The organism is Micromonospora echinaurantiaca, assembly GCF_900090235.1.
In the GTDB taxonomy this organism is placed as follows: Bacteria; Actinomycetota; Actinomycetes; order Mycobacteriales; family Micromonosporaceae; genus Micromonospora; species Micromonospora echinaurantiaca.
The window spans coordinates 5,004,478-5,029,182 of record NZ_LT607750.1 but is presented as its reverse complement, the minus strand read 5'-3'; the positions used below and the strand labels follow the sequence as shown (position 1 = coordinate 5,029,182).

Here is a 24,705-nt window from a genome sequence, read left to right as displayed (position 1 = left end):
ATTAGTAACTTTTGCCCGGGCGTGAAGTGCAAGATCGCGGCTGTGGTGGGGGCGGCGGGGTAGCGGTGGTGGGCGGGGGAGGGGGTGGGGTGGGTGCGGGGATAGGCTCGGTGGGGTGAAGGGAGTGAGCCGGTGAGGGTGTTGGCGGCGATGTCCGGCGGGGTCGACTCGGCGGTCGCGGCGGCGCGTGCCGTGGCGGCCGGGCACGAGGTGACCGGCGTGCACCTGGCGCTCGCCCGGAACCCGCAGACCTACCGCACCGGTGCGCGCGGCTGCTGCACCCAGGAGGACTCCCGGGACGCCCGGCGGGCCGCCGACGTGATCGGCATCCCGTTCTACGTCTGGGACATGGCCGACCGGTTCCACTCCGACGTGGTGGACGACTTCGTCGCCGAGTACGCCGCCGGCCGTACGCCGAACCCCTGCCTGCGCTGCAACGAGAAGATCAAGTTCGCCGCGGTGCTGGACCGCGCGGTGGCCCTGGGCTTCGACGCCGTGGTCACCGGCCACCACGCCCGGCTCGGCGCCGATGGGCTGCTGCGGCGCAGCGTCGACGCGGCCAAGGACCAGTCGTACGTGCTCGCGGTGCTCACCCGCGAGCAGCTGGACCGGTCGATGTTCCCGCTCGGCGACTCGACCAAGGCGCAGGTCCGCGAGGAGGCCGCCCGGCGCGGGCTGGCGGTGGCCGACAAGCCCGACTCGCACGACATCTGCTTCATCGCCGACGGCGACACCCGTGGCTTCCTCGCCCAGCGGCTCGGCCAGGCCCCGGGCGACGTGGTCGACGCGACCACCGGCGCGGTGGTCGGCAGCCACACCGGCGCGTACGCGTACACGGTCGGCCAGCGGCGAGGGCTGCACCTGGACCGCCCCGCGCCGGACGGCCGGCCACGCTACGTGCTCTCCATCACCCCGAAGACCAACACGGTGACCGTCGGCCCGGCCGAGGCGCTGGAGGTCGCCCGGGTGCGCGCCGAGCGTCCGGTGTGGACCGGCGGCCCGCGTCCGGAGGCGCCGGTGGAGTGCGAGGTGCAGCTGCGGGCGCACGGCGACGTGGTGCCCGCCACCGTCACGCTGGACGGCGACACGTTCCAGGCCGAGCTGCGCCGGCCGGTGCGGGGCGTGGCCGCCGGGCAGGCCGTGGTGGCGTACCGGCCGGATCCGGCCGGTGACATCGTGCTCGGCTCCGCCACCATCGCCGGCTGACCACCCCGTCCGCCGCGACCTCGGCGGCTCCCGACGTTCACGCCGCCTTCACGGCCTCTGGACGGACGCGCCGCCGCCCTGACGGCCGCCCGGCGGCGGGCCGCCGCCGTCACGGCCGCCCGACGGCGCGCCGGCCGATCGGCGCGCCGGCCGATTGGCGGAGTGGCCGGCGGCGGCGTGCCGGGGTCCGCGTACCGGATAGTCTTCGGCCGTGACAGACCAGGCATGGCCGTGGCCGTCCGGCGCGGCGACCGGCATCGGCTCGCTGCCCGGCACCGACATCGCCGAGGCGCAGCGGATCGTCCTCGGTGAGCTGCCCGCCCTGCCGCACCTCGCGGAACTGCCGGCGCGCGGCCCCGGCGCCGACCTGATCGGCCGGACGGCCGGGCTGCTGGTCGAGCTGCCGGTGGAGCTCTACGCCGCCCGTTGGCGGATCGCGCCCCGGCCCGGCCGGGACCTGCGCCGCGCCCGCGACCTCATGGAACGCGACCTCGACCAGCTCGCCGAGCAGGCCGAGGAGTACGCCGGGCCGGTCAAGGTGCAGGTCGGCGGGCCGTTCACCCTGGCCGCCGCGCTGGAGCTGCCGATCGGCGGCCGGCTGCTGGGCGACCCCGGCGCGGTGCGCGACCTCGCCGGATCCCTCGCCGAGGGGGTCCGCGAGCACGTCGCGGCGGTCAACCGCCGGCTGCCGCGCGCCTCGGTGCTGCTCCAGCTGGACGAGCCGTCGCTGCCGGCCGTGCTGGCCGGGCGGGTGCCCACGGAGAGCGGCTTCGGCACCCACCGGGCGGTGGAGTCCGGCGCCGCCGGCGCCCTGCTGCGGACGGTGGTCGAAGCGGCCGGCGTGCCGACCGTGGTGCACTGCTGCGCTCCCGACGTGCCGCTGGAGCTGATCCGCTCGGCCGGAGCGGTCGGGGTGGCGCTCGACCTGAGCCTGGTCACCGACCTCGACCCGCTCGGCGAGGCCATCGACGCCGGGCTCGGCCTGCTGGCGGGCGCCGCGCCCACCCGGCCGCCGTCGCCCGCTCGCGCGCCCAGCTCGGCCGAGGTCGCCGACCGGGTACGCCAGCTCTGGGACCGCCTCGGCTTCCCGCGCCGCCGGCTCGCCGAGCAGGTGGTGGTCACCCCGGCCTGCGGGCTCGCCGGTGCGCCGCCGCAGTACGCCCGCGCGGTGCTGACCGCCTGCCGGGACGCGGGCCGGCGGCTCGCCGAGGACTGACGTTTCCGTCGTACCCACTGGGCAGGATGACGGGCATGATTGGACAGCTGCGCTCCACGGTGATCGACTGCCCCGACCCGCGGACCCTGGCCGCGTTCTACTCCGAGCTGCTCGGCCTGCCGCTGATCGAGGAGGACTGCGCGGACGACTGGGTGGTCCTCGGCGGCCGGGCCGGGCACCAGCCGAGGTTGGCGTTCCAGTACGCGCCCAACCTGCGTCCGCCGTCCTGGCCGGATCCGGAGCGGCCCCAGCAGTTCCACCTCGACGTCACGGTGGACGACATCGAGACCGCCGAGAAGGCGGTGCTGGCGCTGGGCGCCCGCCGGCTGCCCGGCGAGGGTGAGGGCTGGCGCGTCTACGCCGACCCCGCCGGCCACCCGTTCTGCCTCTGCTGGGACTGACCCGCGCGCACCGCCCTGCGGCCACCCGCCCCTGGGTGGGGTGGCGGTGGGCGGGCATGATCGCGGGCGTGATCGACTCCTCGCTCCAGCGGGCCGCCGGCTCGCTCTTCGGCCTCGCCTACGGCGACGCGCTGGGCCGGCCGACCGAGTTCCTGACCGTCGCCGAGATCGTCGACCGATACGGCCCGGCCGGCCCCCGGGAACTCTCCGGCGACCCGGTGCTGGTCACCGACGACACCCAGATGGCGCTCGCGGTCGGCTGGGCGCTGCGCGACGCCCCGGCGTGGACGCCGGAGGCGGTCGAGCCGCTGCTGCGCCGGCGCTTCCTGGACTGGGCGGTCAGCCCCGACAACAACCGGGCCCCGGGCATGACCTGCCTGCGGGCCTGCGCCGAGCTGGGCCGGGGGCTGCGCTGGCAGGAGGCGACGGTGGCCGGTTCCAAGGGGTGCGGCGCGAACATGCGGGTCACCCCGGTCGGGCTGCTCGACGTCGACCTGGACACCCTCGCCGGGCTGGCCCAGCTCCAGGCCGGGCTGACCCACGGTCACCCGACCGGTCTCGCGGCCAGCGAACTGACCGCGTACGCGGTGCGGCTGCTGCGCGAGGGGGCCGCGCTGGCCGAACTGCCCGGGCTGCTCACCGACCGGGCCCGGGAGCAGCGCCGCACCTACCGGACGGACTGGCTCGGTGACCTCTGGCAGCGGCCGGGCGGCCAGTCGCCGGCCGACTTCATCGCCCGCGGCTGGGACGAGTGCCGCTCGGCGCTGGACCGGCTGACCGCCGCGCTGGCCCGACCCGACGACAGCGGCGACCCGTGCCGCCACACCGGCGACGGCTGGGTGGCCGAGGAGGCGCTGGCCACGGCGTTGTACTGCGCCGTCCGGCACGCCGACGACCCGGTCGGCGCGCTGGCCCGGGGCGCCACCACGGCCGGCGACTCCGACTCGATCGCCGCCCTGGCCGGCGCCTTCGTCGGCGCGGCCGCCGGCATGCCCGCCTGGCCCGCCGACTGGGCCACCCGCATCGAGTACGCCGACCAACTCGCCGCCCTGGCGGGCCCGCAGCGCAGCGGGGACTAGCGGAGGGGGAGGTGGGGGAGGGTGCGGAGGTGGCGCCAGAGGGTGGGGTCGCAGGGGCCGGCCCGGTCCTGGAAGGCCGGCAGGGGGACCCGGATCGGGTCGCCGATGTCGAGGTAGCTGTCGTGCTCGGCGCCCCGGTCCCAGTCCCGGGTGGGGATCCGGACGTGGTCGTCCCGGCCGCTCTTGTCCTGACTGGTGATCTTCAGTACCTCGGCGGATCGTCCGTCGATCCGGAGCACCAGGCAGGGCCGCACCTTCGAGCCGGTGCCGTCGGCGTAGGGCACGTCGGCCCACCAGATGTCGCCCGGCCGGGGCGCGCCGTCGGGTGCCCGGTCGGCGCCGCGCGGTCGCGGTGCGGCGGTCGACCGACCCGGGGACCGGGGCGGGGCACCCCGACCTGGCCGGGCACCGGGTCGTCCCGGCTCACCACGGGCGCCGGGCCGCCCACCGGGGCCGGTGCTGTCGGGGCGGCCGGCCGGGGGGCGGCGGCTCGGGCGTCGGCGTAGCTCGCTCCAGGCCCAGCCCGCCGCGACTGCCAGCACGATCGCCGCCGCCCAGAGCAGCCACTCAGGCATCCGTACCCCCGTCACTCGCCGGTGTCGTCGCACGGCGGTCGTAGGGTCCGCCGTGCGCGATCCTCGCACGGCGCGGCCGGCCCCGCCGAAAGCCCGGGCCACGGCGGGTGGGCGGCGGACTGTCTCACCTTCCGGATACCGTGCGGGGGTAGCGTGATCAGGGAGGTCGCACGAGGTGTCCAAGGACGGCAAGGTGTCCACAGACGGCGACGGGTCCGGGGCGATGTCCGAGGATGCGGTCGCGCAGCAGGTGAGCCCGGCGCAGGAGGCCGCGGCGGGTGGCGAGCCCACCCCGGAGGCGCGGGAGCGGCACGCCACGCTCAGCCAGGAGCTGACCGAGCACCAGTACCGCTACTACGTGCTGGACGCGCCGACGATCTCCGACGCCGAGTTCGACCGGCAGTTGCGTGAGCTGGAGGAGCTGGAGGAGCAGTACCCGGCGCTGCGTACGCCCGACTCGCCGACGCAGCGGGTGGGCGGCACCTTCTCCACCGACTTCACCGCGGTCACCCACGCCGAGCGGATGATGTCGCTCGACAACGCCTTCGCCGACGAGGAACTGGCCGCCTGGGCCGAGCGGGTCGAGCGCGACGCCGGCGGCCCGGTGCCCTACCTGTGCGAGCTCAAGGTCGACGGTCTGGCCATCAACCTCACCTACGAGCGCGGCCGGCTGGTCCGGGCCGCCACCCGGGGCGACGGCCGCACCGGCGAGGACGTCACCGCCAACGTGCGCAGCATCCGGGACGTGCCGGGGCGGCTCACCCCGTCCGCCGAGTTCCCCGACATTCCGGAGCTCCTGGAGGTCCGGGGCGAGATCTACTTCCCGGTGGCCGCCTTCGCCGACCTCAACGCGGGGCTCGTCGAGCAGGGCAAGCCGCCGTTCGCCAACCCGCGCAACGCGGCTGCCGGCAGTCTCCGGCAGAAGGACCCACGGATCACCGCGTCCCGCCCGCTGCGCCTGGTCGTGCACGGCATCGGCGCCCGCCGCGGCTTCCAGCCGACCGCCCAGTCCGAGTCGTACGCGGCGCTGAAGGCGTGGGGCCTGCCGACCAGCGACCGGTGGCGGGTGGTGCCCGACCTGGCCGGCGTGGCCGAGTACATCGCCTACTACGCCGAGCACCGGCACGACGTCGAGCACGAGATCGACGGCGTGGTGGTCAAGGTCGATCCGGTCTCCATCCAGGGCCGCCTCGGCTCGACCAGCCGCGCGCCCCGCTGGGCGATCGCCTTCAAGTACCCGCCGGAGGAGGTCAACACCAAGCTGCTCGACATTGACGTCAACGTCGGGCGTACCGGCCGGGTCACCCCGTTCGCGGTGCTGGAACCGGTGCGCGTGGCCGGCTCGACGGTCGCGCTGGCCACCCTGCACAACGCCCGCGAGGTGGAACGCAAGGGCGTGCTGATCGGCGACACGGTGGTCATCCGCAAGGCCGGCGACGTCATTCCCGAGGTGCTCGGCCCGGTGGTCGACCTGCGTCCCGCCGACGCCCGGCCGTTCGTGATGCCCACCAACTGCCCGGCCTGTGGCACGCCGCTCGCCCCCGCCAAGTCCGGCGACGTCGACATCCGTTGCCCCAACACCCGCAGCTGCCCCGCGCAGCTGCGCGAGCGGGTCTTCCACCTGGCCGGCCGCGGCGCGTTCGACATCGAGGTGCTCGGCTACAAGGGGGCCGCCGCGCTGCTCGACGCCGAGATCATCCAGGACGAGGGCGATCTCTTCCTGCTCGACGCCGACCAGTTGGCGCGGTCGCCGTTCTTCGTCAACAAGGACGGCACCCTGGGCAGCAACGCGGTCAAGCTGCTGGACAACCTGGCGGTGGCCAAGGAACGCGACCTGTGGCGGGTGTTGGTGGCGCTCTCCATCCGGCACGTCGGCCCGACCGCCGCGCAGGCGCTGGCCCGGCACTTCCGCTCCATTGAGGCGATCGACGAGGCCAGCGAGGAGGAGCTCTCCTCGGTCGACGGGGTGGGCCCGACGATCGCCGCCAGCATCCGCGAGTGGTTCGCCGTCGACTGGCACCGCGAGGTGGTGCGCAAGTGGGCCGAGGCCGGGGTACGGATGGCCGAGGAGGCCGTGGACGAGGGGCCGCGCCCGCTGGAGGGGGTCACGGTGGTGGTGACCGGCACCCTGGCCGGCTTCTCCCGCGACCAGGCCGCCGAGGCGATCCAATCCCGGGGCGGGAAGGTGAGCGGCTCGGTCTCCAAGAAGACCGGCTTCGTGGTGGTGGGCGACAACCCGGGTTCCAAGGCCGACAAGGCGGCCAGCCTCAAGGTGCCGATGCTCGACGAGGAGGGCTTCCAGGTGCTCCTCGACGCCGGGCCGGACGCCGCCCGCGAGGTCGCCCGCGTCGAGGGGTGACTGCCACTCGATCCGCCACCCGGTTCGAACGGGTCGGATGGGGATCTTGCGGGCACCTGGCCGCGTATACCAACTTAATTACGACTACGACCGATTCGTGACTGTCATACCGGGGAACCCGGCACCGAGGGCGTTTCATTGGTGCACGGCGCGTGAACGCGCCACGGCGTCCCGGGAGGTGTGATGGAGACCGCCGATCCGCGCAACTCCGTCCCACCTGGACGCACCGGACCGTTCTCCGCCTTCGTGGCCGCGGTGCTCGCCGTCGCCGTACTGGTCTCGGCACCGTCGTTGGCCGCGCTTCCCGAGCAGCTGGCCCGGCTGCCGGCGGCGTTCTGGACGATGGCGGTGCTCGCGATCGGCTGCGACGCCCGCCCGTTCGTCCCGCCGGGGCGACGGCAGTCCTCCGCGGTCTTCCCGTCGACCTGCTTCACCTTCGCCATCCTGCTCGGTTGGGGGCTGGGTCCGGCGGTCGCGGTGCAGGCCGTGGCGGTGGTGGTCTCCGGGTGGCGGATGGGACACGCCGCCTGGCGTACCGCGTTCAACGCCGGCCAGTACGCCTGCGCGCTGGCCGCCGCGTACGGCATCACCCGGCTCGGCCCGGACGGCATCTTCGACGGCCACCGGCTGGGTTGGGCCGACGTGGCGGCCGTCGGCGGTGCCACGGTGGCCTGGTTCGCGGTCAACTACGGCCTGGTCAGCGCGGCCGTACGGCTGCGATTCGGCGACCGTTGGTGGCCGTCGGCCCGGCAGGGCCTGCCGTTCGAGTTGCTGTCCACCGGCTCGTTGCTGCTGCTGGCGCCGGTGCTGGTGGCGGCGGCGCGGGCCAGCGCGGCGCTGATCCCGCTGGTGCTGGTGCCGCTCTTCGCCGTGTACCGGATGGCCCGGCTCACCGTCGAGCAGCAGCAGGTGGCCTCCCTCGACCCGCTCACCGGGCTGCCCAACCGCAAGGCCCTGCTGGCCGAGGTGGGCGAGCAGGTGCACCTGCACGCCGAGCGGGCGGCGCGCGGCGAGCCGGAGGCGCACCTGGCGCTGCTGCTGATCGACCTGGACCGGTTCAAGAACGTCAACGACGCCCTCGGTCACGCGGTGGGGGATCGGCTGCTGGTCGAGGTGAGCGCCCGGCTGACCACCGTGGTCGACGAGCCGGACATGGTGGCACGGCTCGGCGGTGACGAGTTCGCCATCGTGATGACCGGGCTCACCGACGTCGGGCAGGCGCGCGAGCTGGCCGACCGGGTGGTACGGGTGCTGGCCGAGCCGGTGTCGCTGGACGGGCTCCCGCTGGACGTCGGCGGGTCGATCGGCATCGCCCTCTTCCCCGAGCACGGCGAGGACTTCGCCACCCTGATGCGCCACGCCGACGTGGCGATGTACGACGCCAAGCACCGCAACGACACGGTCGCGGTCTACGCCGCCGAGTCCGACCACAACTCCGCCGAGCGGCTCGGGCTCCTCGCCGACCTGCGCCGGGTGCTGGAGTCCGGCCCGGCCATCGGCGGGCCGTCGAGCGGCGGCTCGGCCGGCACCGGGCCGCTGGCTGTCGAGCGGCCCGTCGGGCCGAGCGGCGCCCGCGGCGGCGACGGCGCCACCCTGCCCACGTCGCCGCTGCCCGCCGCGGAGGCGGTGCGCAACGGCGCCCCGACCGCCGTGCCCGGCGGGGAGCCGGTGCCGAACGGTGCGGCGAATGCCCGGTCGCGCGCGGAGGCGGCGCCGAGTGGCGCGGAACCGGCCGGGCCGGGCGGGGAGCCGGTGTGGCGCGATGTCCCGACCGCCCAGCCCGGCGGCGCGGCGGTCCCGAACGGCGCGGCGACGACCGGGCCGGGCGGAGCGGCGGTGCCGAGCGGGGCGGGGGCGACCGGGGGCGGGCGGCGTTCGCGCCGGTCAGCGGAGGGACGTCCCGATCGCCGGTGGTGGACCCGGAGCCGGCGGCAGCGGCCCGACCCGGCCCACCAGGACGACGAGCTGATCGCCCGGATCCTCACCGGCGCCGACCCGATCCGGCGGCGGGCGTCCGCCACCCCCACGGTGGACCGGCGGCGCGCGGCGGAGCCCGAGCGACCGCCGCCGGTGGGCGAGCCGGCCGAGGTTCTCCACGCCGAGCCGGCTGGTTTCGCCGCCGGTGGGGTGCAGCCCGGCGGCGTGGCGTCCCTGCCCGGCCGGGACGGCGACGCCCTGCCGGCCGCCCACCCCGCCGCGCCGGCCGCCGAAGCGGGCGAGATCACCATGTACTACCAGCCGCAGATCGCCATCGCCACCGGCGAGGTGGTCGGCGTCGAGGCGTTGCTGCGTTGGCGGCACCCACGGCGGGGCATGGTCGACCCGGAGGAGTTGATCCGGGTCGCCGAGCAGAGTGCGGTGATGCGCCTGCTCACCCGGCGGGTGGTCGACGACGTGGTGGAACAGCTCGCGAAGTGGTCGGCGGCCGGCATCGGGCTGCGGGCGGCGGTGAACGTCAGCGTCCGGGACCTGCACACCGGGGAGATCGCCGACCAGATCGCCGACCGGCTCGCCCGGTACGGCGTACCGCCGCAGCGGCTGCAACTGGAGATCACCGAGGGGGCGCTGATGGCCGACCCGCGCCGGGTGCTGGCCACCATCGCCCGGCTGCACCGGATCGGGGTGGGTATCGCGCTGGACGACTTCGGCACCGGCTACTCGTCGCTGCAACATTTGCGCCGGCTGCCGTTGTCCGAGGTGAAGGTCGACCGGTCCTTCGTCCTCGGGATGGCCGAGGACGCCGACGACGCGGCGATCGTCCGCTCGATGATCGAGCTGGCCGGGGCGCTCGGGCTGCGGGTGGTCGCCGAGGGCGTGGAGGACGAGCGGACCTGGCGGATGCTGCACGCGGCCGGCTGTGACGCCGCCCAGGGCTGGTTCTACGCCCGCCCGATGCCGGCCGAGGAACTGGTCGGCTGGTTGGCCCGGTACCGCCCGGTCCGGCCGCTCGGCGGCCCGGACAACGACCTGCCGCGCCGGCCGACCCGCTGACCCGGCCCGCCCGGGCGGAAGCCGGTCGCCGGACGGCGCGCGGCGCGGGGAGGGGGAGTCGGGGGCGCGGCGCCGGGGCGGAACAATAGACTCGCTCCGGTCACCGCGCGTCACGCTGTACGTCGCGTGGTCGGCACACCGCCCGGAGGAAGCAGCACAGTCACGAAGGGGGCACTGATGGCCGCCATCTCCCGCGAGGAGGTCGCGCACCTGGCGCGACTGTCGCGGCTCGCCGTCACGGAGGAGGAGCTGGACACCTTCGCCGGCCAGCTCGACGTGATCCTCCAGGCGGTCGCCCAGGTCGGCGAGGTCGCCGCCGCGGACATCCCGCCGACCTCGCACTCGGTGCCGCTGACCAACGTCCTGCGCGAGGACGTGGTGACGCCGTGCCTGACCCCCGAGGAGGCGCTGTCGGGCGCGCCCGACGCCGAGGAGCAGCGGTTCCGCGTACCGCGGATCCTGGATGAGGATGTGGCGTCATGACCGACCTGACCAAGCTGACCGCGACGGAGATCGCCGGGCTGGTGGCCGCGGGCGAGACCTCCGCCGTCGAGGTCACCCAGGCCCACCTGGACCGGATCGCGGCCGTCGACGACCGGGTGCACGCCTTCCTGCACGTCGATGCCGAGGGCGCGCTGGCCGCGGCCCGCGACGTGGACGAGCGGCGGGCCGCCGGTGAGCGGCTCGGCCCGCTGGCCGGGGTGCCGGTCGCGGTCAAGGACGTGCTCACCACCAAGGGCGTGCCGACCACCGTCGGCTCGAAGATCCTGGAGGGCTGGCGCCCGCCGTACGACTCGACGATCGTGCGGCGGCTGCGTGCGGCCGGCACGGTGATGCTCGGCAAGACCAACATGGACGAGTTCGCGATGGGCTCCTCCACGGAGTACTCCGCGTACGGCCCGACCCACAACCCGTGGGACCTGAACCGGATCCCGGGCGGCTCCGGCGGCGGCAGCGCCGCGGCGCTGGCCGCGTACGAGGCGCCGCTGGCGATCGGCTCGGACACCGGTGGCTCGATCCGCCAGCCCGGCGCGGTCACCGGCACCGTCGGCGCGAAGCCGACCTACGGCGGCACCTCCCGCTACGGCCTGGTGGCGTTCTCCTCCTCGCTGGACACCCCCGGCCCGTGCGCCCGTACGGTGCTGGACGCGGCGTTGCTGCACGAGGTGATCGGCGGGCACGACCCGGCCGACTCCACCTCCATCCCGCAGCCGGTGCCGGACGTGGTGGCCGCCGCGAAGCGCGGCGCGACCGGTGACCTGACCGGGGTGAAGCTCGGCATCGTCAGCGAGTTCGTCGGCGAGGGCGCCGAGCCGGGCGTGATGGCCGCGTTCCGCGAGTCGGTCGACACGCTCACCAAGCTGGGCGCCGAGATCGTCGAGGTGTCCTGCCCGAACTTCAAGTACGCCCTGCCGGCGTACTACCTGATCGCGCCGAGCGAGTGCTCCTCCAACCTGGCCCGGTTCGACGGCGTCCGGTTCGGCCTGCGGGTCGGCGACGACGGCAACCGGTCGCTGGAGGAAGTCATGTCGCTGACCCGGGAGGCCGGCTTCGGCCCCGAGGTCAAGCGCCGCATCATGATCGGCACGTACGCGCTCTCGTCGGGCTACTACGACGCCTACTACGGGCAGGCGCAGAAGGTCCGCACCCTGATCACCCGCGACTTCACCGCCGCGTTCGAGCAGGTGGACGCGCTGATCTCGCCGACCACCCCGTTCGTGGCGTTCCCGATCGGGGCGCGCACCTCCGACCCGTACCAGATGTACCTGGCGGACCTGTTCACCATCCCGACCAACCTGTACGGCGGCCCGGGCATCTCGGTGCCGTGCGGGCTTTCCGACGGGCTGCCGGTCGGCCTGCAGGTCATGGCCCCGACGATGGCCGACGACCGGATGTACCGGGTCGCCGCCGCGCTGGAGAGCGCCGTCGGCACGTTCACCCCACCGGCACTGTAGCCGGCGTCGTTCGCATGGTGCCGGCCCGGATCCCGACCGGGTCCCGGCCGGCACCGCGCGGCCGGTCTGCCACCTACCGGCCCTCGGTGTCGCGGACCAGCAGGGCCGCCTGGACGCGGTTCGCACAGTCCAGCTTGGTGAGGATCCGGCTGACATAGGTCTTGATGGTCGTCTCGCTCATGTGCAGCCGCCGGCCGATCTCGGCGTTGGGCAGGCCCTCGGCCACCAGCCCGACGACCTCCCGCTCGCGGGACGTCAACGCGCGCAGCCGTTCGCCGGCATCCTGCCGGCGTCGGGCGGTCACCGGCGTGACCATGGCCAGCACCAGGCGGGTCACGGCGGGGGAGAGCCAGGCGTCGCCGACGTACGCTGCCCGGACCGCCCGGACCAGCTCGTCGGGGGTGCAGTTCTTGAGCACGAATCCCGCCGCGCGGTGCTGGAGGGCGTGCAGCACGTTCGGTTCCGCGCCGAAGGACGTCAGCACCACCACCCGCAGCTCCGGCGCCTGCCGACGGAGTTCCTCGATCGCGCCCAGCCCGTCCAGCACCGGCATCTTGAGGTCGATCAGCGCGACGTCCACGCAGTGCCGGACGGCCTCCGCCACGGCTGTCCGGCCGTTCTCCGCCTCGGCGAGGACCGTGATGTCGGGCGCCGACTCCAGCACGGTGCGGATGCCGGCCCGGATCAGCGGTTCGTCGTCGGCGACCAGCACTCTGATCACTCAGCCCACCCCCGTGAGGATGCTCGCGGGGAGGAACACGAACATCAGCACCGCGGCGGCGAACCCGACAGCGACCATACGGAAACGTCCGACCGTGAGCGGGTGGTCGTCGTCGGCGGGCTGTTCCGCGACGCCGGACGGTAGGCAGGGCAGCATCGCGCAGAGCCGGAACGACCCCTCGGCCAAGCGGTGATCCAGGAACCCGCCGGCCGGGAGAAGCCGCTCGCTCAACCCGGTCAGGCCGTGGCCCGACCCGACGCCCTTGCGTGGGGTCGGCGGATCGGCCAGCGGATTGACGACGGTGAGCAGCAGCGCGTCGTCCTCCCAGCCGACGTCGACAGTGACCGGCTGACCCGGGGCGTGCTTGACGGCGTTGGTCAGCCCCTCCTCGACGACCCGGTACGCCGCCTGCTCGGCCGTGGTCGACAGCGGCAGCGCCTCGCCGTGTTCGTGCAGCGTCACCGGCACCCCGGCCGCCTGGAACTCGGCCACCAGCCGGCCGATCGCCGGCACCCCCGTCGACCCGGCGGGTGCCTCGTCCCGTTCGCGGAGCGCCCCCACCAGCTCGTACAACTCGACCATCGCCGTGCGCGTCGCGGTCGCCAACTGGCGGACCTCCTGCTGCTGCCGCGGTGGCAGCTCCGCCACCTCCAGCGCGGCGGCCTGGACCGACACGAGACTGAGCCGGCGACCGAGCGAATCGTGCATGTCCCGGGCGATCCGCAGCCGTTCGTCGAGCCGTTCCCGCTCGGCGAGGATCTCCTGTTCCCGGCGGAGCTGCCGGTTGCTCCGGTCGAGCGCCGACACCAGCCGCTCGTGCTGCGCCAGGTACCTGCCGACCAGCAGCGGCAGCGCGACGAACACGACGAACGTGGCGACGACGGGGGCGATTCCGTGCGCGTCCCGGGCGGCCACGACCTGGGCACCGAGACCGCCGACCGCCGCGCCCACGGTCACGGCGGTGCCGGTCGCGGAGAAGACCGCCCGCCCGGCCTGGTAGGCGGCCCAGAGCAGCAGGACGTACGTGCCACCGGTCAGCGTGGCCAGGGCCAGCGCGGCCACGAACGAGGCCGCGGGGCTCCGGTACCGCAGGGCGATCACCAGCACGACGGCCAGCGCGTATCCCGCGATGGCCGCCGGGGGCAGGCCATCGGAGTGGGCGGCCATCAGGAGCAGGGTGTCCACCGCGGCCACGATGGCGGCGAGAAGATACTTGGCCACGACTAGCAGGCTATAGCGCGCGACGCCGGGTCAACTTTGGTGACGGAGACCGAGGACCTTCGAGGACTGTCGCCGTTCCGCCCGGTCCCTAGCCTGGTTCCGGTGATCGAAGTGCGCAATCTCAGCAAGCGGTACGGGGGCACGGTCGCCGTGGACGGCCTCACCTTCACCGTGCGGCCCGGGCAGGTGACGGGCTTCCTCGGACCGAACGGCGCCGGGAAGTCGACCACGATGCGGATGATGCTCGATCTTGAACGGCCCTCCGGCGGTCAGGTGCTGATCAACGGCTCGCGCTACCGGCTGCTGCCCGGACCACTACGCCAGGTCGGCGCCCTGTTGGAAGCCGGGGCGGTGCACCCCGGCCGCAGCGCGTACCACCACCTGCTGTGGCTGGCGCAGAGCAACCGGATTCCGACGGCCCGGGTCCGGGAGGTCCTGGAGCTGGTCGGTCTGGCCGACGTGGCGAGGAAACGGGTCAAGGGCTTCTCGCTCGGCATGGGTCAGCGGCTCGGCATCGCCGCGGCGCTGCTCGGCGACCCGCCGGTGCTGCTGTTCGACGAGCCGGTCAACGGGTTGGACCCGGAGGGCGTGCGGTGGATCCGGAACCTGATGAAAGGGCTGGCCGCCGAGGGACGCACGGTCTTCGTCTCCAGCCACCTGATGAGCGAGATGGCGCTCACCGCGGAACGCCTGATCGTGATCGGCCGTGGTCGGCTGCTCGCCGACACCACCGTTGGTGGCTTCATCGAGGCCTACGCCCACTCGTACGTCCGGATCCGTACGCCGGAGCCGGAGCGGATGCGTGACGCGCTGACGGCGGCCGGCATCGGGGTTCGGCAGGCGGCGGACGGCGCGTTGGAGACACACGGGGCGCAAGCCCCGGAAATTGGCGAGTTGGCGGCGGCGCACGGTCTGACCGTCCACGAGGTCAGCACCCAGTCGGCCACGCTGGAGGAGGCGTTCATGAGGCTCACCGAGGACACCGTCGAGTACCGGGCCGTCGGAGGGCAGCGATGAGCGCCGGGGCAGTCCTCACCTCCGAATGGACCAAGATACGGACTGTCCGGTCGACCGGCTGGCTTCTCCTGCTGGGCTTCACCCTCTGCGTCGGCCTCGCCGCCCTGTTCGGGCTCAGCTTCCGCAAGCCTTCGCCCACCGGATCGGCATACTTCGACCCGCTCTTCGCCACGTTCTACAGCCTCACCCTCGGCCAACTCGCGCTGGTGGCGTTCGCGGTGCTCGTGGTCGGCGCTGAGTACGGCTCCGGCACGATCCGCACGTCGCTGGCGGCGGTACCCCGCCGGGGCGTGTTCTACGGCGGCAAGGTGCTCGCCGGCGCGCTGCTGGTCGCGGGCGTCTCGCTGGTCACCGTGCTGGCCACCTTCGTCGTGGCGCAGGCGGCGCTCGGCCCGCGCGGTACGACCCTCGGCGCGGACGGGGTGCCGCAGGCGATCGTCGGCGCGTGGCTCTATCTGACGCTGATCTGTGTGTTCGCCATGGGGGTGGCGACGATGCTGCGCAGTTCGGCGCTGTCGCTCGGGATCCTGATCCCGCTGCTCTTCCTCGGTGGGCAGGGGCTCGGCAACATCCCGAAGCTGAAGACCGTGACGCAGTTCCTGCCGGACCAGGCCGGCTGGGTGATCATGCACCTGGCCGGGCCGCCGGACGATCCGCGCTGGGCCCGCGCGTACGGCCCCTGGGCCGGACTGGGCATCCTCGCGCTCTGGGCCGCCGCCGCCCTCGTCGGCGGCTACCTGGTGCTGAATCGACGCGACGCGTGAGCGCCACCGGGTGGGCGGGCGCGCCCCGCGCGATCGTCGCCGCACCGCCAGCCCACTTCGTGCCCGAGCCGGTGATACGCGATATTCCGGGCGTCGGACAATCCCGCGCGAGGTCGGGCCGGACCAGCCACTAGGCTTGGTCGGGTCTGTCCGGGTGTCGAGAGCTGGAGTACCGATGAGCACGATCGTCCTGCCGTCGTACGACGAGGTTGTCGAGCGTTATGAGCCGGTGATCGGCCTGGAGACCCACGTCGAGCTGGGCACGAACACCAAGATGTTCTGCGGCTGCCCGACCGACTTCGGCGGCGCGCCGAACACCCGGGTCTGCCCGGTCTGCCTGGGCCTGCCCGGCTCGCTGCCGGTGGCCAACAAGGCGGCGATCGAGGCGACCATCCGGATCGGCCTGGCGCTGAACTGCTCCATCGCCGAGTGGTGCCGGTTCGCCCGGAAGAACTACTTCTACCCGGACATGCCGAAGAACTTCCAGATCAGCCAGTACGACGAGCCGCTCTGCGTCGACGGCTACCTGGACGTCGAGGTGAACGGCGAGCTGGTGCGGATCGGCATCGAGCGGGTGCACCTGGAGGAGGACACCGGCAAGACGCTGCACGTCGGCGGCGCCACCGGCCGGATCCACGGCGCGACCGAGTCGCTGGTCGACTACAACCGCGCCGGCATCCCGCTGGTCGAGATCGTCACCAAGCCGGTCGCCGGCACCGGCGCGCTCGCCCCCGAGGTGGCCCGGGCGTACGTCACCGAGCTGCGTGACGTGATCCGCTCGCTGGGCGTGTCCGACGTGCGGATGGAGGAGGGGTCGCTGCGCTGCGACGTCAACACCTCCCTCAACCTGCCGGGGCAGGAGTGGGGCACCCGCACCGAGACCAAGAACGTCAACTCGCTGCGGTCGGTCGAGCGGGCCGTCCGGTCGGAGATCATCCGGCAGGCGTCCGTGCTCGACGCGGGTGGCCGGATCACCCAGGAGACCCGGCACTTCCACGAGGACACCGGCGACACCACGCCCGGCCGGTCCAAGGAGACCGCCACCGACTACCGATACTTCCCGGAGCCGGACCTGGTGCCGCTCGCGCCGGACCCGGCCTGGGTCGTCGAGCTGAAGGCCGCCCTGCCGGAGCTGCCCCGGCTGCACCGGCGCCGGCTGCAGGAGCAGTGGGGCCTGTCCGACCTGGACATGCAGTCGGTGCTCAACGCCGGCGCGGTCGAGCTGATCGAGCAGACCGTGGCCGCCGGGGCCAGCCCGGCCGCCGCCCGCAAGTGGTGGCTGGGCGAGCTGTCCCGGCGGGCCAACGAGACCGGCGTGGAGCTGGCCGACGTCGGGGCCACCCCGGCGCAGGTCGCCGAGCTGCAGGGCCTGGTCGACGCCGGCAAGCTCAACGACAAGCTGGCCCGGGTCGTGCTGGAGGGCGTGGTGGCCGGCGAGGGCTCGCCGACCGAGATCATGACCAACCGCAACCTGGAGGTCGTCTCGGACACCGGCGCGCTCACCGCCGCCGTGGACGAGGCGATCGCCGCCAACCCGGCGATCGCCGAAAAGGTACGCAGCGGCAAGGTCGCCGCGGCCGGCGCGCTCGTCGGCGCGGTCATGAAGGCCACCGGCGGCCAGGCGGACGCGAAGACGGTCCGCGAGCTGATCCTGGCGCGCCTCGGCGTCCAGGGCTGAACCACCCGCGGACGGGCCGCCGCCGGGACCGGTGGCGGCCCGTCCCGCCGACTTCCGCAACGCGCGCGATCCGCGCCACCCCTCGGCAGGGCGTCAACGGCGACGCCCGGATGGAGCCACCGTGAACCAGCACGACCTCGACGTCCTCGACGAGATCCAGCGGCGGGTGCTCTGGCTCGCCACCCGGATCGTCGACGCGGCCAACCACGACCGCGACACCGGCGACGGGGTGAAGGTGGGCGGGCACCAGGCGTCCAGCGCGTCGCTGGTCACCGCGATGACCGCGCTCTGGTTCGCGCACCTGGACGCCGAGGACCGGGTGGCGGTCAAGCCGCACGCGTCGCCGGTGTTCCACGCCATCCAGTACCTGCTCGGCAACCTGGACCGGTCGTACCTGACGCAGCTGCGGGCCCGGGGCGGCCTCCAGTCGTACCCGTCGCGCACCAAGGACCCGGACGGGGTGGACTTCTCCACCGGCTCGGTCGGGCTCGGCGCGGCGGCGCCGCTGTTCGCCGCCGCCACCCGGCGCTACGTGGACGCGCACTTCGGGCCGCGCCCGCGGTCCCGGTTCATCGCGCTGATCGGCGACGCCGAGTTGGACGAGGGGAACATCTGGGAGGCGGTCGCCGACCCGGCCACCACCGGGCTGGGCAACGTCATGTGGCTGGTCGACTTCAACCGCCAGTCGCTGGACCGGGTCGTCCCCGGGGTGCGGATCAACCAGTGGCGTGGCCAGTTCGAGGCGGCCGGCTGGCACGTCGTCGAGGTCAAGTACGGCCGCAAGCTCGCCGAGGCGTACGCCCGCCCGGGCGGCGCGGCGCTGCGGTCCTGGATCGACGCGATGCCCAACGAGCAGTACCAGTCGCTGTTCGGGCTGGCCGGCCCGGCGTTGCGTAAGCAGTTCCTCGACGGCGCGCCGGCCGGCATCGCGGAGTTCATCGGCGACATCCCCGACGAGGAACTGGGGCCGCTGGTCACCGACCTCGGCGGGCACGACATGGCGGCGCTGCTCGACGCGTACGCCCAGTGCGACGCGGTCACCGACCGGCCCAGCGTGGTCTTCGCGTACACGGTGAAGGGCTGGGGGCTGCCGATCGCCGGCAACCCGCGCAACCACTCGGCGCTGCTCACCACCGAGCAGGTCGGCACGCTGCGCGCCGCGCACGGGTTGGCGCCGGAGACCGAGTGGGACCGCCTCGACCCGGCGTCTCCGGCCGGCATCCGGGCCGGCGAGCGCCGGGAGGCGCTGTCCCGCCCGCCGCGGCAGCGGGCGCTGGGCGTCACCGTCCCGGAGACCACCCGGGTACGCGCCACCAAGCCGATCTCCACCCAGGAGGTCTTCGGCCGGGTGCTGGTGGACCTGGCCCGCGACCCCGAGGTCGGGAAGTACCTGGTGACCACCGCCCCGGACGTGGCCACCTCGACCAACCTCGCCGGGTTCATCAACAAGACCGGGGTGTTCGCCCCGACCGAGCAGCGCTCCTGGACCGAGGACCGGATGCTGCGCTGGACCGAGAGCCCCGCCGGCCAGCACATCGAGCTGGGCATCTCGGAGATGAACCTGTTCCTGCTGCTCGGCCAGCTCGGCCTCGCCTGGGACCTGTCCGGCCAGCCGCTGCTGCCGGTCGGCACGGTCTACGACCCGTTCGTGCTGCGCGGCCTGGACGCCTTCCTGTACGGCACCTACTCCGGCTCCCGGTTCGTGGTCGCCGGCACTCCGTCCGGGATCACCCTCGCCCCGGAGGGCGGCGCCCACCAGTCCACCATCACCGCCTCGGTGGGGCTGGAGCTGCCCGGCGTGACCTTCGTCGAGCCCGCGTACGCGGCCACCCTGGACTGGCTGCTCTGCGACGCGCTGGGTCAGATCGCCGGCGGGGCGAGCCCGTCGGCCACCGCCGCGCCGGCCGAGGACGGGGCGTACTACTTCCGGCTCAGCACCCGCCCGATCGACCAGGCGCCCTTCGAGGCGGCCCGGGCCCGGCTGGGCGACGCGGTGCTGCGCCGGCAGGCGGTCGCCGGGGCGTACCGGCTGGTCGACGCGCACCAGGCGTACCCGCACCTGGCGGACGCGCCGGTGGTGCAGCTGGCCGCGTCCGGCGCGGTGCTGCCCGAGGTGCTGGCGGCGGCGGCGGAGCTGGCCGACGAGGGCATCGCCGCCCACGTGGTGGACGTGACCAGCCTGGACCGGCTCTACCGGGCCTGGCAGCGCACCCTGCGCCAGGGCGTCCGCACCGCGACAGTGCCGAGCGTGCCGGGCGCGTTGCGCACCGCCTTCGCCGACCGGGTGCCGGTGGTGACCGTGCACGACGCCGCGTCGCACGCGATGGCCTGGCTCGGCTCGGCGCTCGGCGCCCCGGCGGTGCCGCTCGGGGTGGACGAGTTCGGTCAGTCCGGCAGCGTCGGCGAGCTGTACGAGCTGCACGACCTGTTGCCCGGCAGCATCGTCAACGCCGCCCTGGCCGCCCTCGCCCTGCGCTGACCGCAGGCTGGCCAGCCCTCGCTCCGGCCTCGGGTCTCCGCGAGCCGCCGGGCCGCCGGGTCGCCGGGCCGCGCGGTCGCCCCGCAGGTCTCGGCGGCCCGGATCAGCGGGTCGGGGTGGGGGTGACCGGGACCGGGGCGCCGGCCTTCGGGTCCTCCACGATGTGCCGTTCCAAGTTCACCTGGGCCTGGCCGGTGCCGCCCACGGTGATGTCGTCGTACGCCTGGAGCAGCTTGTCCTTGTCGAAGTAGAGCACGCTCATGGTCAGCGGGGTCGGCTTCTCGCCCTCCAGGCCACGCAGCCCGGCGCCGCCGGTCGAGCCCTGCACCATCAGCTGGGTCGGCATCTGCCCGGCCACCTCCGGCAGCTTCGACACCTGCCGGTTGTGGGTGTGCCCGGCGAGCACCAGCGGGCAGGTCCCGGAGAGCGGGCCCGCCGAGGCCGGGTCGTGCACCAGCGCGATGTTCACCGGCCGCGGCGAGCTGCGTACCGTCGCCGCCAGCTGCTCGCCGGCGCCGATCACCTGGTCGGCGACCTGCTTGGTGAGGCCGCTGCCGGCCGGCGAGGTGTTCTTGTCCGGCGTGAAGCGCGGGTCGCCGATGCCGGCGATGGTGAGCCCGGCGACCGTCGTGGTGCTGTTGTTCAGCACGATCGCGTTCGGCTGGCGGGCCACCGCGGCCGCCGTCCGGCCCGAGTCGTGGTTGCCCCGGATGAAGACGTACGGCTTCTTGAGCAGCCCGATCGAGCCGACGTAGTTGGCCTCCGGCTCGCTGCCCCAGTCGGTGATGTCGCCCGTGTCGATCACCACGTCGATGCCGAACTGCTCCACCACGGTGCGGATCAGCTGCCAGCCGGTCGGGTTGAGGTGCATGTCGGAGACGTGCAGCACCCGGGTGGTGTCCGGCTCGGGCTCGTAGACCGGCAGCGCCGACACCGTGGTGTAGAGCTGGCTGACGTTGCCGACGAGCCGCTGGAGCTGTTCGGCGTAGCGGGTGTAGTCGTTGGCGATCCGGCGCGCGTCGCCGACGATCGCCGGAGCGTTGACCAGCAGCCCCTCGTAGCGGGGCTCCTCGATCGACTGCGGGCGCAGGGTGGCCGCGGCGGTGCCGAGGCTGCCGGCGGTGACCAGCAACGCCAGCGTGCCGGCCCAGGCCGCCCGCCGGGTGTTCCGGAACACCAGCAGCGCCAGCACCAGGGTGACCAGCACGGCCGAGGCGACGGTACGCAGGCCGAGCCGCATCACTCCCTCGCGGACGTCGTCGACGGCCGACTGGCTCGCCCGGTTGATGCTCGCCGGGTCGTCGAGCAGCGCCTCGGTGCGCCCCTGGTCGAGCGCGCCCAGCTCCACGGTCAGGTGGGTCGGCCCGTCGTGGCTGTCCAGCAGGAGCGCGCCCAACGGCGGGATGTCGACGGTGGTGCCGCCGCTGACCGCCGGGGACACCCGCAGGTCGGCGTGGAACGGCCCGATGTCGGTGCCTACCTGCCCGCCGGCCAGCACCCCGACCACCACTCCGACCAGGGTGACGACCAGCACGGCCAGGGTCACCCCCAGCCGGCGCAGCGGCCGGCGCCAGTCGGGCCGGGAGCGCGGGCGCGCGCCGAACGGCACGTCGGGGGCGTGGCCGGTCACCGGAGTCTCCTCGCCGCCGTCGCCGTGCTGCTCGTTCTGCTGCCCATCCATGTGTTACCGACCTGCCCAGTGAAGGATCTTGACAAACCCGCGGTTGCCGTCAGCTTCGGCCGGCCCCGCCGTCGGCGAAGACCAACCGCAGCAGCCGGTCGTCCTCGGGCGCCGGGTCGCCCCGCCCGTCGTGGTTGGAGGTGCTCACCCAGAGCGAGCCGTCCGGCGCGGCGACCACCGCCCGGAGCCGGCCGTACCGGTTGGTCAGCAGCTCCCGCGGCTGGCCGAGGACGGTGCCGGTGTCGGTCAGCTCGACCAGCCAGAGCCGCTTGCCCCGCAGACACCCGGTGACCAACAACCGGTCGACCGCCGCCATTCCCGAGCAGGACGCGTCCGAGGTGGGCCACTGGACGACCGGGTTGACGAAGCGCTTGTCGTCCTCGCGCCCCTCGACCTGCGGCCACCCGTAGTTGCGGCCCTTGGTGATCTCGTTGATCTCGTCCCAGGTGTTCTGGCCGAACTCCACCGCGTACATCCGCTTGCCGGCGTCCCAGGCCAGGCCCTGCACGTTGCGGTGGCCGATCGACCAGACGGGGGAGTTGGGGTACGGGTTGCCGGGTGCCGGCTTGCCGTCGGCGGTGATCCGCAGGATCTTGCCGCCGAGCCGCTTCGGGTCCTGCGACTGCGGCCGGTCACCCGCGTCGCCGGTGCTGGCGTAGAGCCGCCCGTCCGGGCCGAAGGCGAGGCCGCCGCCGTTGTGGATGCCGGCCTTGGGAATGCCGGTCAGGATCGGGGTCGGTTCCTCGCCGAGCCGCAGCCGGGCGATCCGGTTGTCCCGCTCGGTGGTGTAGTAGACGAAGACCGCCCGGTCCTTGGCGTAGTCGGGGGAGACGGCGATCCCCATCAGCCCGCCCTCGCCGGCGGCGGCCACGTCGGCGATGGTCTGCACCGCGGTGACCTTCAGCCCGTCCGGCCCCGACTCGGGGCCGACCTTGAGGATCCGGGCGGTGTCCCGCTCGGTGACCAGCGCGCCGCCGTCGGGCAGGAAGGCGATGCCCCAGGGCACCCGCAGCCCTTTGGCCAGCACGGTGGTGACCACCTGCTGGCCGGCCCCGCCGGGGCTGGCCGTCGCCGAGGGGGTCGGCAGGTTGGGTGGCTCGCCGGCCGGGTCGGGTTCCGGCTCGCCGAAGCTGCAGCCGGTCGCCGCCAGCAGCAGCGCCGCGCACGGCGCCGCGATGGCCGCCCGGAGGCGGCGGGTGCGGGGGTACGGGGGACGGGCGCTCACCGGCCCAAGGTTAGCCCGCTGGCGCCCGGAAACCGGCCCGACGGAGCCGACCCGCGGTGCGCGGTCGAGGCGGGCGCCGCCGGGGTGCCCCAGCGAGTCCGGTTCGCCCCGGCTCGAACGGGCGCGCGGTCAGCGGGCCCGGACGGCGAGCAGCGCGACGTCGTCCTCCCGGCTGTCGGCGCCGGCCAGCAGCAGGTCGCAGAGTTCGGCCAGCGGCAGGGCGTGGAGGTCGGCCAGCCGGTCGAGCAGCTCCGACGTGCCGTGGTCGATGGACCGGTCCCGGCGTTCCACCAGCCCGTCGGTGTAGAGCAGCAGGGTGTCGCCCGCGGCGAGGTCGGTGGTCCGGGTGGTGCGGGGCACCGGCCGGGCCAGCCCGAGCAGCGGCTCCGGCCGCCCGGCGAGCGGCCGGACCGTCCCGTCGGCCCGCACCATCAGCGGGGCCGGGTGCCCGGCGTTGCACCAGCTGACCGACCAGCCGCCCGCGCCGTCGCGGCGCAGCCGGAGCAGGGTGGCGGTGGCGGCGGCGGGGATGCCCAGTCCGCGGATCACCTCGTCCAGGTGGGTCATCAGCTCGCCGGGGGCGTACGGCCGGCCGAAGGCGTTGCCCCGGACCAGGTTGCGCAGCTGTCCCATGGTCGCCGCCGCCTCGATGTCGTGGCCGGCGACGTCTCCGATGGCCGCGACGAGGTCCCCGCCGGGCTGGACGAACGCGTCGTACCAGTCGCCGCCGACCTCCACCCGGTCGGCCGCCGGCTGGTACCGGGCGGCCAGCTCCAGGTCCCGGGTCTTCGGCAGTCGCGGCAGCATGCTGTGTTGCAGGACGTGCGCGACGTGGCGCTGCTCGCCGTAGATCGAGCTGTTGCCGATCGCCTGCCCGGCGCGGCGGCCGACGTCCAGCGCGGTGAGCAGGTCGCCGTCGTCGAAGCTCCGCCGCCCCGGCCCGTTGACCAGGGTGATGGTGCCCAGCACCCGGCCGCGTCCGGTGTCGGCGACCGGCACGGTCAGGTGCGAGGCGAAGCCGACCCGGGCGGCGATCTCCGGCATCTCCGGGCCGATGCTGCCGCGCCGGACGTCCGCGAGGCCGCCGGTGCCGCCCAGCACCGGCCGGCCGGTCCGCAGCACCGCGCGGGTGATCGACTCCGGGCTGAGCCGGGTGCGCATCAGCTCGGCGAAGCGGGCCACGTCGGCGGCGTGGGCCGGGTCCCGGTGGGTGGTGGCCACCTCGTACGGCGAGCCGTCCGGCCCGACCAGCGTCACCAGGCACCAGTCGGCCAGCAGCGGCACCATGGTGGCGCCGAGCCGGCGCAGCGCGGCGGACACCTCCAGCGTGCCGGCCAGCGTCTCGCTCAACCCGGCCAGCATCTCCAGCCGGGCGTGCGCCTCCTCCGCCCGCCGCTTGGCCTGCTCGGCGCCGTCCAGCGCGATCCGCAGCCGCAGCTCGGACGAGCAGGCGGCGGCCAGGTCGGCGAGCGTACGCAGCTGGTCGGCGGTCCAGGCGCGCGGTTTGCTGTCGATGGCGCAGAGCGCGCCGAGCACCCGGCCGCGCAGGTCGGTCAGCGGCATCCCGGCGTACGCGACCACGCCCAGGTCGGGCACCGCCAGGTTGTCCCGCACCCGGGGATCGAGCCGGGCGTCCGGCAGCACCATCGGCGCCTCGAGGTCGACCACGTGCTGGCAGAACGAGTGGCTCAGCGGCGTCTGCCGCAGCGCGGCCCAGGGCTCCGGCAGGCCGACCGCCCCGGGAAAGAACTGCCGGTCGGCGGCGACCAGCGAGACCAGCGCCACCGGCACGTCGAGCAGGTCACCGACCAGCCGGGCGAACCGGTCGAACGCCTCGTCCGCCGCCGGCCCCAGCCCGGTCTCGTCCAGCGAACGCAGCCGGCCGGGGTCGGCCAGCGCCGTGATCGGCAGGGAGCGCGGGATGCGCTCTGCACGGGGGCCGTCGGTCATCGTGCACCTGTCTGGCGAGCGGGCGGAGGGAGGCCGACCGGCGCTCCGGCCACCCCCTTACCCCGGTTGCTCACCCGCGACGCGTGCCGTCGGGCGGTCCCGCTCGCCGACTGCGTCACCCCGCCGACGGCCCGGGGCGGCTCGCCCACCGTGCGGCACCCGTCCGGGTGCCGGGACCCGCCCCGAC

At 74.4% G+C, this 24,705-nt stretch carries 18 protein-coding genes; 12 read left to right on the top strand and 6 right to left on the bottom strand.

The window, feature by feature from the left end; all coding sequences use genetic code 11:
- Positions 1 to 132 precede the first annotated feature (132 nt).
- From mnmA to GA0070609_RS22530, 4 genes are all read left to right on the top strand, one after another.
- Complete coding sequence (gene mnmA, locus GA0070609_RS22545) at positions 133 to 1,206, top strand: tRNA 2-thiouridine(34) synthase MnmA (protein ID WP_088995620.1); 1,074 nt, start codon at positions 133 to 135, stop codon at positions 1,204 to 1,206.
- A gap of 211 nt (positions 1,207 to 1,417) precedes the next feature.
- Positions 1,418 to 2,422: a methionine synthase gene (locus GA0070609_RS22540; protein ID WP_088995619.1), complete on the top strand. Its 1,005-nt coding sequence runs from the start codon at positions 1,418 to 1,420 to the stop codon at positions 2,420 to 2,422.
- Between the two features lie 35 nt (positions 2,423 to 2,457).
- Positions 2,458 to 2,823, top strand: coding sequence for a VOC family protein (locus GA0070609_RS22535; RefSeq protein WP_172899389.1), 366 nt, complete (start codon positions 2,458 to 2,460; stop codon positions 2,821 to 2,823).
- Positions 2,824 to 2,879: 56 nt separating this feature from the next.
- Positions 2,880 to 3,902 carry an ADP-ribosylglycohydrolase family protein gene (locus tag GA0070609_RS22530; RefSeq protein WP_088995617.1) on the top strand — a complete coding sequence of 341 codons (1,023 nt, stop codon included), beginning with the start codon at positions 2,880 to 2,882 and terminating at the stop codon, positions 3,900 to 3,902.
- Here the strand turns inward: GA0070609_RS22530 and GA0070609_RS22525 are convergent.
- On the bottom strand, positions 3,899 to 4,477 hold the full coding sequence (locus tag GA0070609_RS22525; protein WP_088995616.1) for a type II toxin-antitoxin system PemK/MazF family toxin: 579 nt from the start codon (positions 4,475 to 4,477) through the stop codon (positions 3,899 to 3,901). The two genes, GA0070609_RS22530 and GA0070609_RS22525, sit on opposite strands and share 4 nt — an antisense overlap.
- A 223-nt stretch (positions 4,478 to 4,700) precedes the next feature.
- Here GA0070609_RS22525 and ligA point away from each other — a divergent pair, with 223 nt between their 5' ends.
- The 4 genes from ligA to gatA all read left to right on the top strand — a co-directional run bounded on the left by ligA (position 4,701) and on the right by gatA (position 11,782).
- Positions 4,701 to 6,836 carry an NAD-dependent DNA ligase LigA gene (gene ligA / locus GA0070609_RS22520; RefSeq protein WP_088997909.1) on the top strand — a complete coding sequence of 712 codons (2,136 nt, stop codon included), beginning with the start codon at positions 4,701 to 4,703 and terminating at the stop codon, positions 6,834 to 6,836.
- Positions 6,837 to 7,019: 183 nt separating this feature from the next.
- Positions 7,020 to 9,827: a bifunctional diguanylate cyclase/phosphodiesterase gene (locus GA0070609_RS22515; RefSeq protein ID WP_088995615.1), complete on the top strand. Its 2,808-nt coding sequence runs from the start codon at positions 7,020 to 7,022 to the stop codon at positions 9,825 to 9,827.
- Between the two features lie 177 nt (positions 9,828 to 10,004).
- Positions 10,005 to 10,310: an Asp-tRNA(Asn)/Glu-tRNA(Gln) amidotransferase subunit GatC gene (gatC, locus tag GA0070609_RS22510; RefSeq protein ID WP_088995614.1), complete on the top strand. Its 306-nt coding sequence runs from the start codon at positions 10,005 to 10,007 to the stop codon at positions 10,308 to 10,310.
- Positions 10,307 to 11,782, top strand: coding sequence for an Asp-tRNA(Asn)/Glu-tRNA(Gln) amidotransferase subunit GatA (gene gatA / locus GA0070609_RS22505; RefSeq protein ID WP_088995613.1), 1,476 nt, complete (start codon positions 10,307 to 10,309; stop codon positions 11,780 to 11,782). The genes gatC and gatA overlap by 4 nt, the downstream gene beginning before the upstream one ends.
- 73 nt (positions 11,783 to 11,855) lie before the next feature.
- Here gatA and GA0070609_RS22500 read toward each other — a convergent pair whose 3' ends face one another.
- Both GA0070609_RS22500 and GA0070609_RS22495 read right to left on the bottom strand, forming a co-directional pair.
- A complete protein-coding gene (locus GA0070609_RS22500) occupies positions 11,856 to 12,503 on the bottom strand; it encodes a response regulator (protein WP_088995612.1) in 648 nt (215 codons plus the stop codon).
- Entirely contained in the window at positions 12,504 to 13,724 is a 1,221-nt protein-coding gene (locus GA0070609_RS22495; RefSeq protein WP_088995611.1) for a sensor histidine kinase, read from the bottom strand.
- A gap of 102 nt (positions 13,725 to 13,826) precedes the next feature.
- Here GA0070609_RS22495 and GA0070609_RS22490 point away from each other — a divergent pair, with 102 nt between their 5' ends.
- The 4 genes from GA0070609_RS22490 (at position 13,827) to GA0070609_RS22475 (ending at position 19,662) form a co-directional block, all read left to right on the top strand.
- A complete protein-coding gene (locus GA0070609_RS22490; RefSeq protein WP_088995610.1) occupies positions 13,827 to 14,741 on the top strand; it encodes an ABC transporter ATP-binding protein in 915 nt (304 codons plus the stop codon).
- A complete protein-coding gene (locus GA0070609_RS22485; protein WP_088995609.1) occupies positions 14,738 to 15,505 on the top strand; it encodes an ABC transporter permease in 768 nt (255 codons plus the stop codon). The genes GA0070609_RS22490 and GA0070609_RS22485 overlap by 4 nt, the downstream gene beginning before the upstream one ends.
- A gap of 175 nt (positions 15,506 to 15,680) precedes the next feature.
- Positions 15,681 to 17,183: an Asp-tRNA(Asn)/Glu-tRNA(Gln) amidotransferase subunit GatB gene (gatB, locus tag GA0070609_RS22480; RefSeq protein ID WP_088995608.1), complete on the top strand. Its 1,503-nt coding sequence runs from the start codon at positions 15,681 to 15,683 to the stop codon at positions 17,181 to 17,183.
- 121 nt (positions 17,184 to 17,304) lie between these two features.
- Entirely contained in the window at positions 17,305 to 19,662 is a 2,358-nt protein-coding gene (locus tag GA0070609_RS22475; protein ID WP_088995607.1) for a transketolase-like TK C-terminal-containing protein, read from the top strand.
- Between the two features lie 103 nt (positions 19,663 to 19,765).
- On the opposite strand, the gene GA0070609_RS22470 is transcribed toward GA0070609_RS22475, so the two are convergent.
- From GA0070609_RS22470 to GA0070609_RS22460, 3 genes are all read right to left on the bottom strand, one after another.
- Positions 19,766 to 21,343: a metallophosphoesterase gene (locus GA0070609_RS22470; protein WP_088995606.1), complete on the bottom strand. Its 1,578-nt coding sequence runs from the start codon at positions 21,341 to 21,343 to the stop codon at positions 19,766 to 19,768.
- A 49-nt stretch (positions 21,344 to 21,392) separates the two neighbouring features.
- Positions 21,393 to 22,568, bottom strand: coding sequence for a PQQ-dependent sugar dehydrogenase (locus GA0070609_RS22465; RefSeq protein WP_088995605.1), 1,176 nt, complete (start codon positions 22,566 to 22,568; stop codon positions 21,393 to 21,395).
- Positions 22,569 to 22,697: 129 nt separating this feature from the next.
- On the bottom strand, positions 22,698 to 24,518 hold the full coding sequence (locus GA0070609_RS22460) for a SpoIIE family protein phosphatase (protein ID WP_088995604.1): 1,821 nt from the start codon (positions 24,516 to 24,518) through the stop codon (positions 22,698 to 22,700).
- Between the last annotated feature and the right edge of the window lie 187 nt (positions 24,519 to 24,705).

Bases quoted from the DNA above. Each gene is read 5' to 3' on its own strand.
- GA0070609_RS22535 (WP_172899389.1), top strand. From the start codon at position 2,458: ATGATTGGACAGCTGCGCTCCACGGTGATCGACTGCCCCGACCCGCGG.
- GA0070609_RS22530 (WP_088995617.1), top strand. From the start codon at position 2,880: ATGATCGCGGGCGTGATCGACTCCTCGCTCCAGCGGGCCGCCGGCTCG.
- GA0070609_RS22525 (WP_088995616.1), bottom strand. From the start codon at position 4,477: ATGCCTGAGTGGCTGCTCTGGGCGGCGGCGATCGTGCTGGCAGTCGCG.
- ligA (WP_088997909.1), top strand. From the start codon at position 4,701: ATGTCCGAGGATGCGGTCGCGCAGCAGGTGAGCCCGGCGCAGGAGGCC.
- GA0070609_RS22515 (WP_088995615.1), top strand. From the start codon at position 7,020: ATGGAGACCGCCGATCCGCGCAACTCCGTCCCACCTGGACGCACCGGA.
- gatC (WP_088995614.1), top strand. From the start codon at position 10,005: ATGGCCGCCATCTCCCGCGAGGAGGTCGCGCACCTGGCGCGACTGTCG.
- gatA (WP_088995613.1), top strand. From the start codon at position 10,307: ATGACCGACCTGACCAAGCTGACCGCGACGGAGATCGCCGGGCTGGTG.
- GA0070609_RS22485 (WP_088995609.1), top strand. From the start codon at position 14,738: ATGAGCGCCGGGGCAGTCCTCACCTCCGAATGGACCAAGATACGGACT.
- gatB (WP_088995608.1), top strand. From the start codon at position 15,681: ATGAGCACGATCGTCCTGCCGTCGTACGACGAGGTTGTCGAGCGTTAT.
- GA0070609_RS22470 (WP_088995606.1), bottom strand. From the start codon at position 21,343: ATGGATGGGCAGCAGAACGAGCAGCACGGCGACGGCGGCGAGGAGACT.
- GA0070609_RS22460 (WP_088995604.1), bottom strand. From the start codon at position 24,518: ATGACCGACGGCCCCCGTGCAGAGCGCATCCCGCGCTCCCTGCCGATC.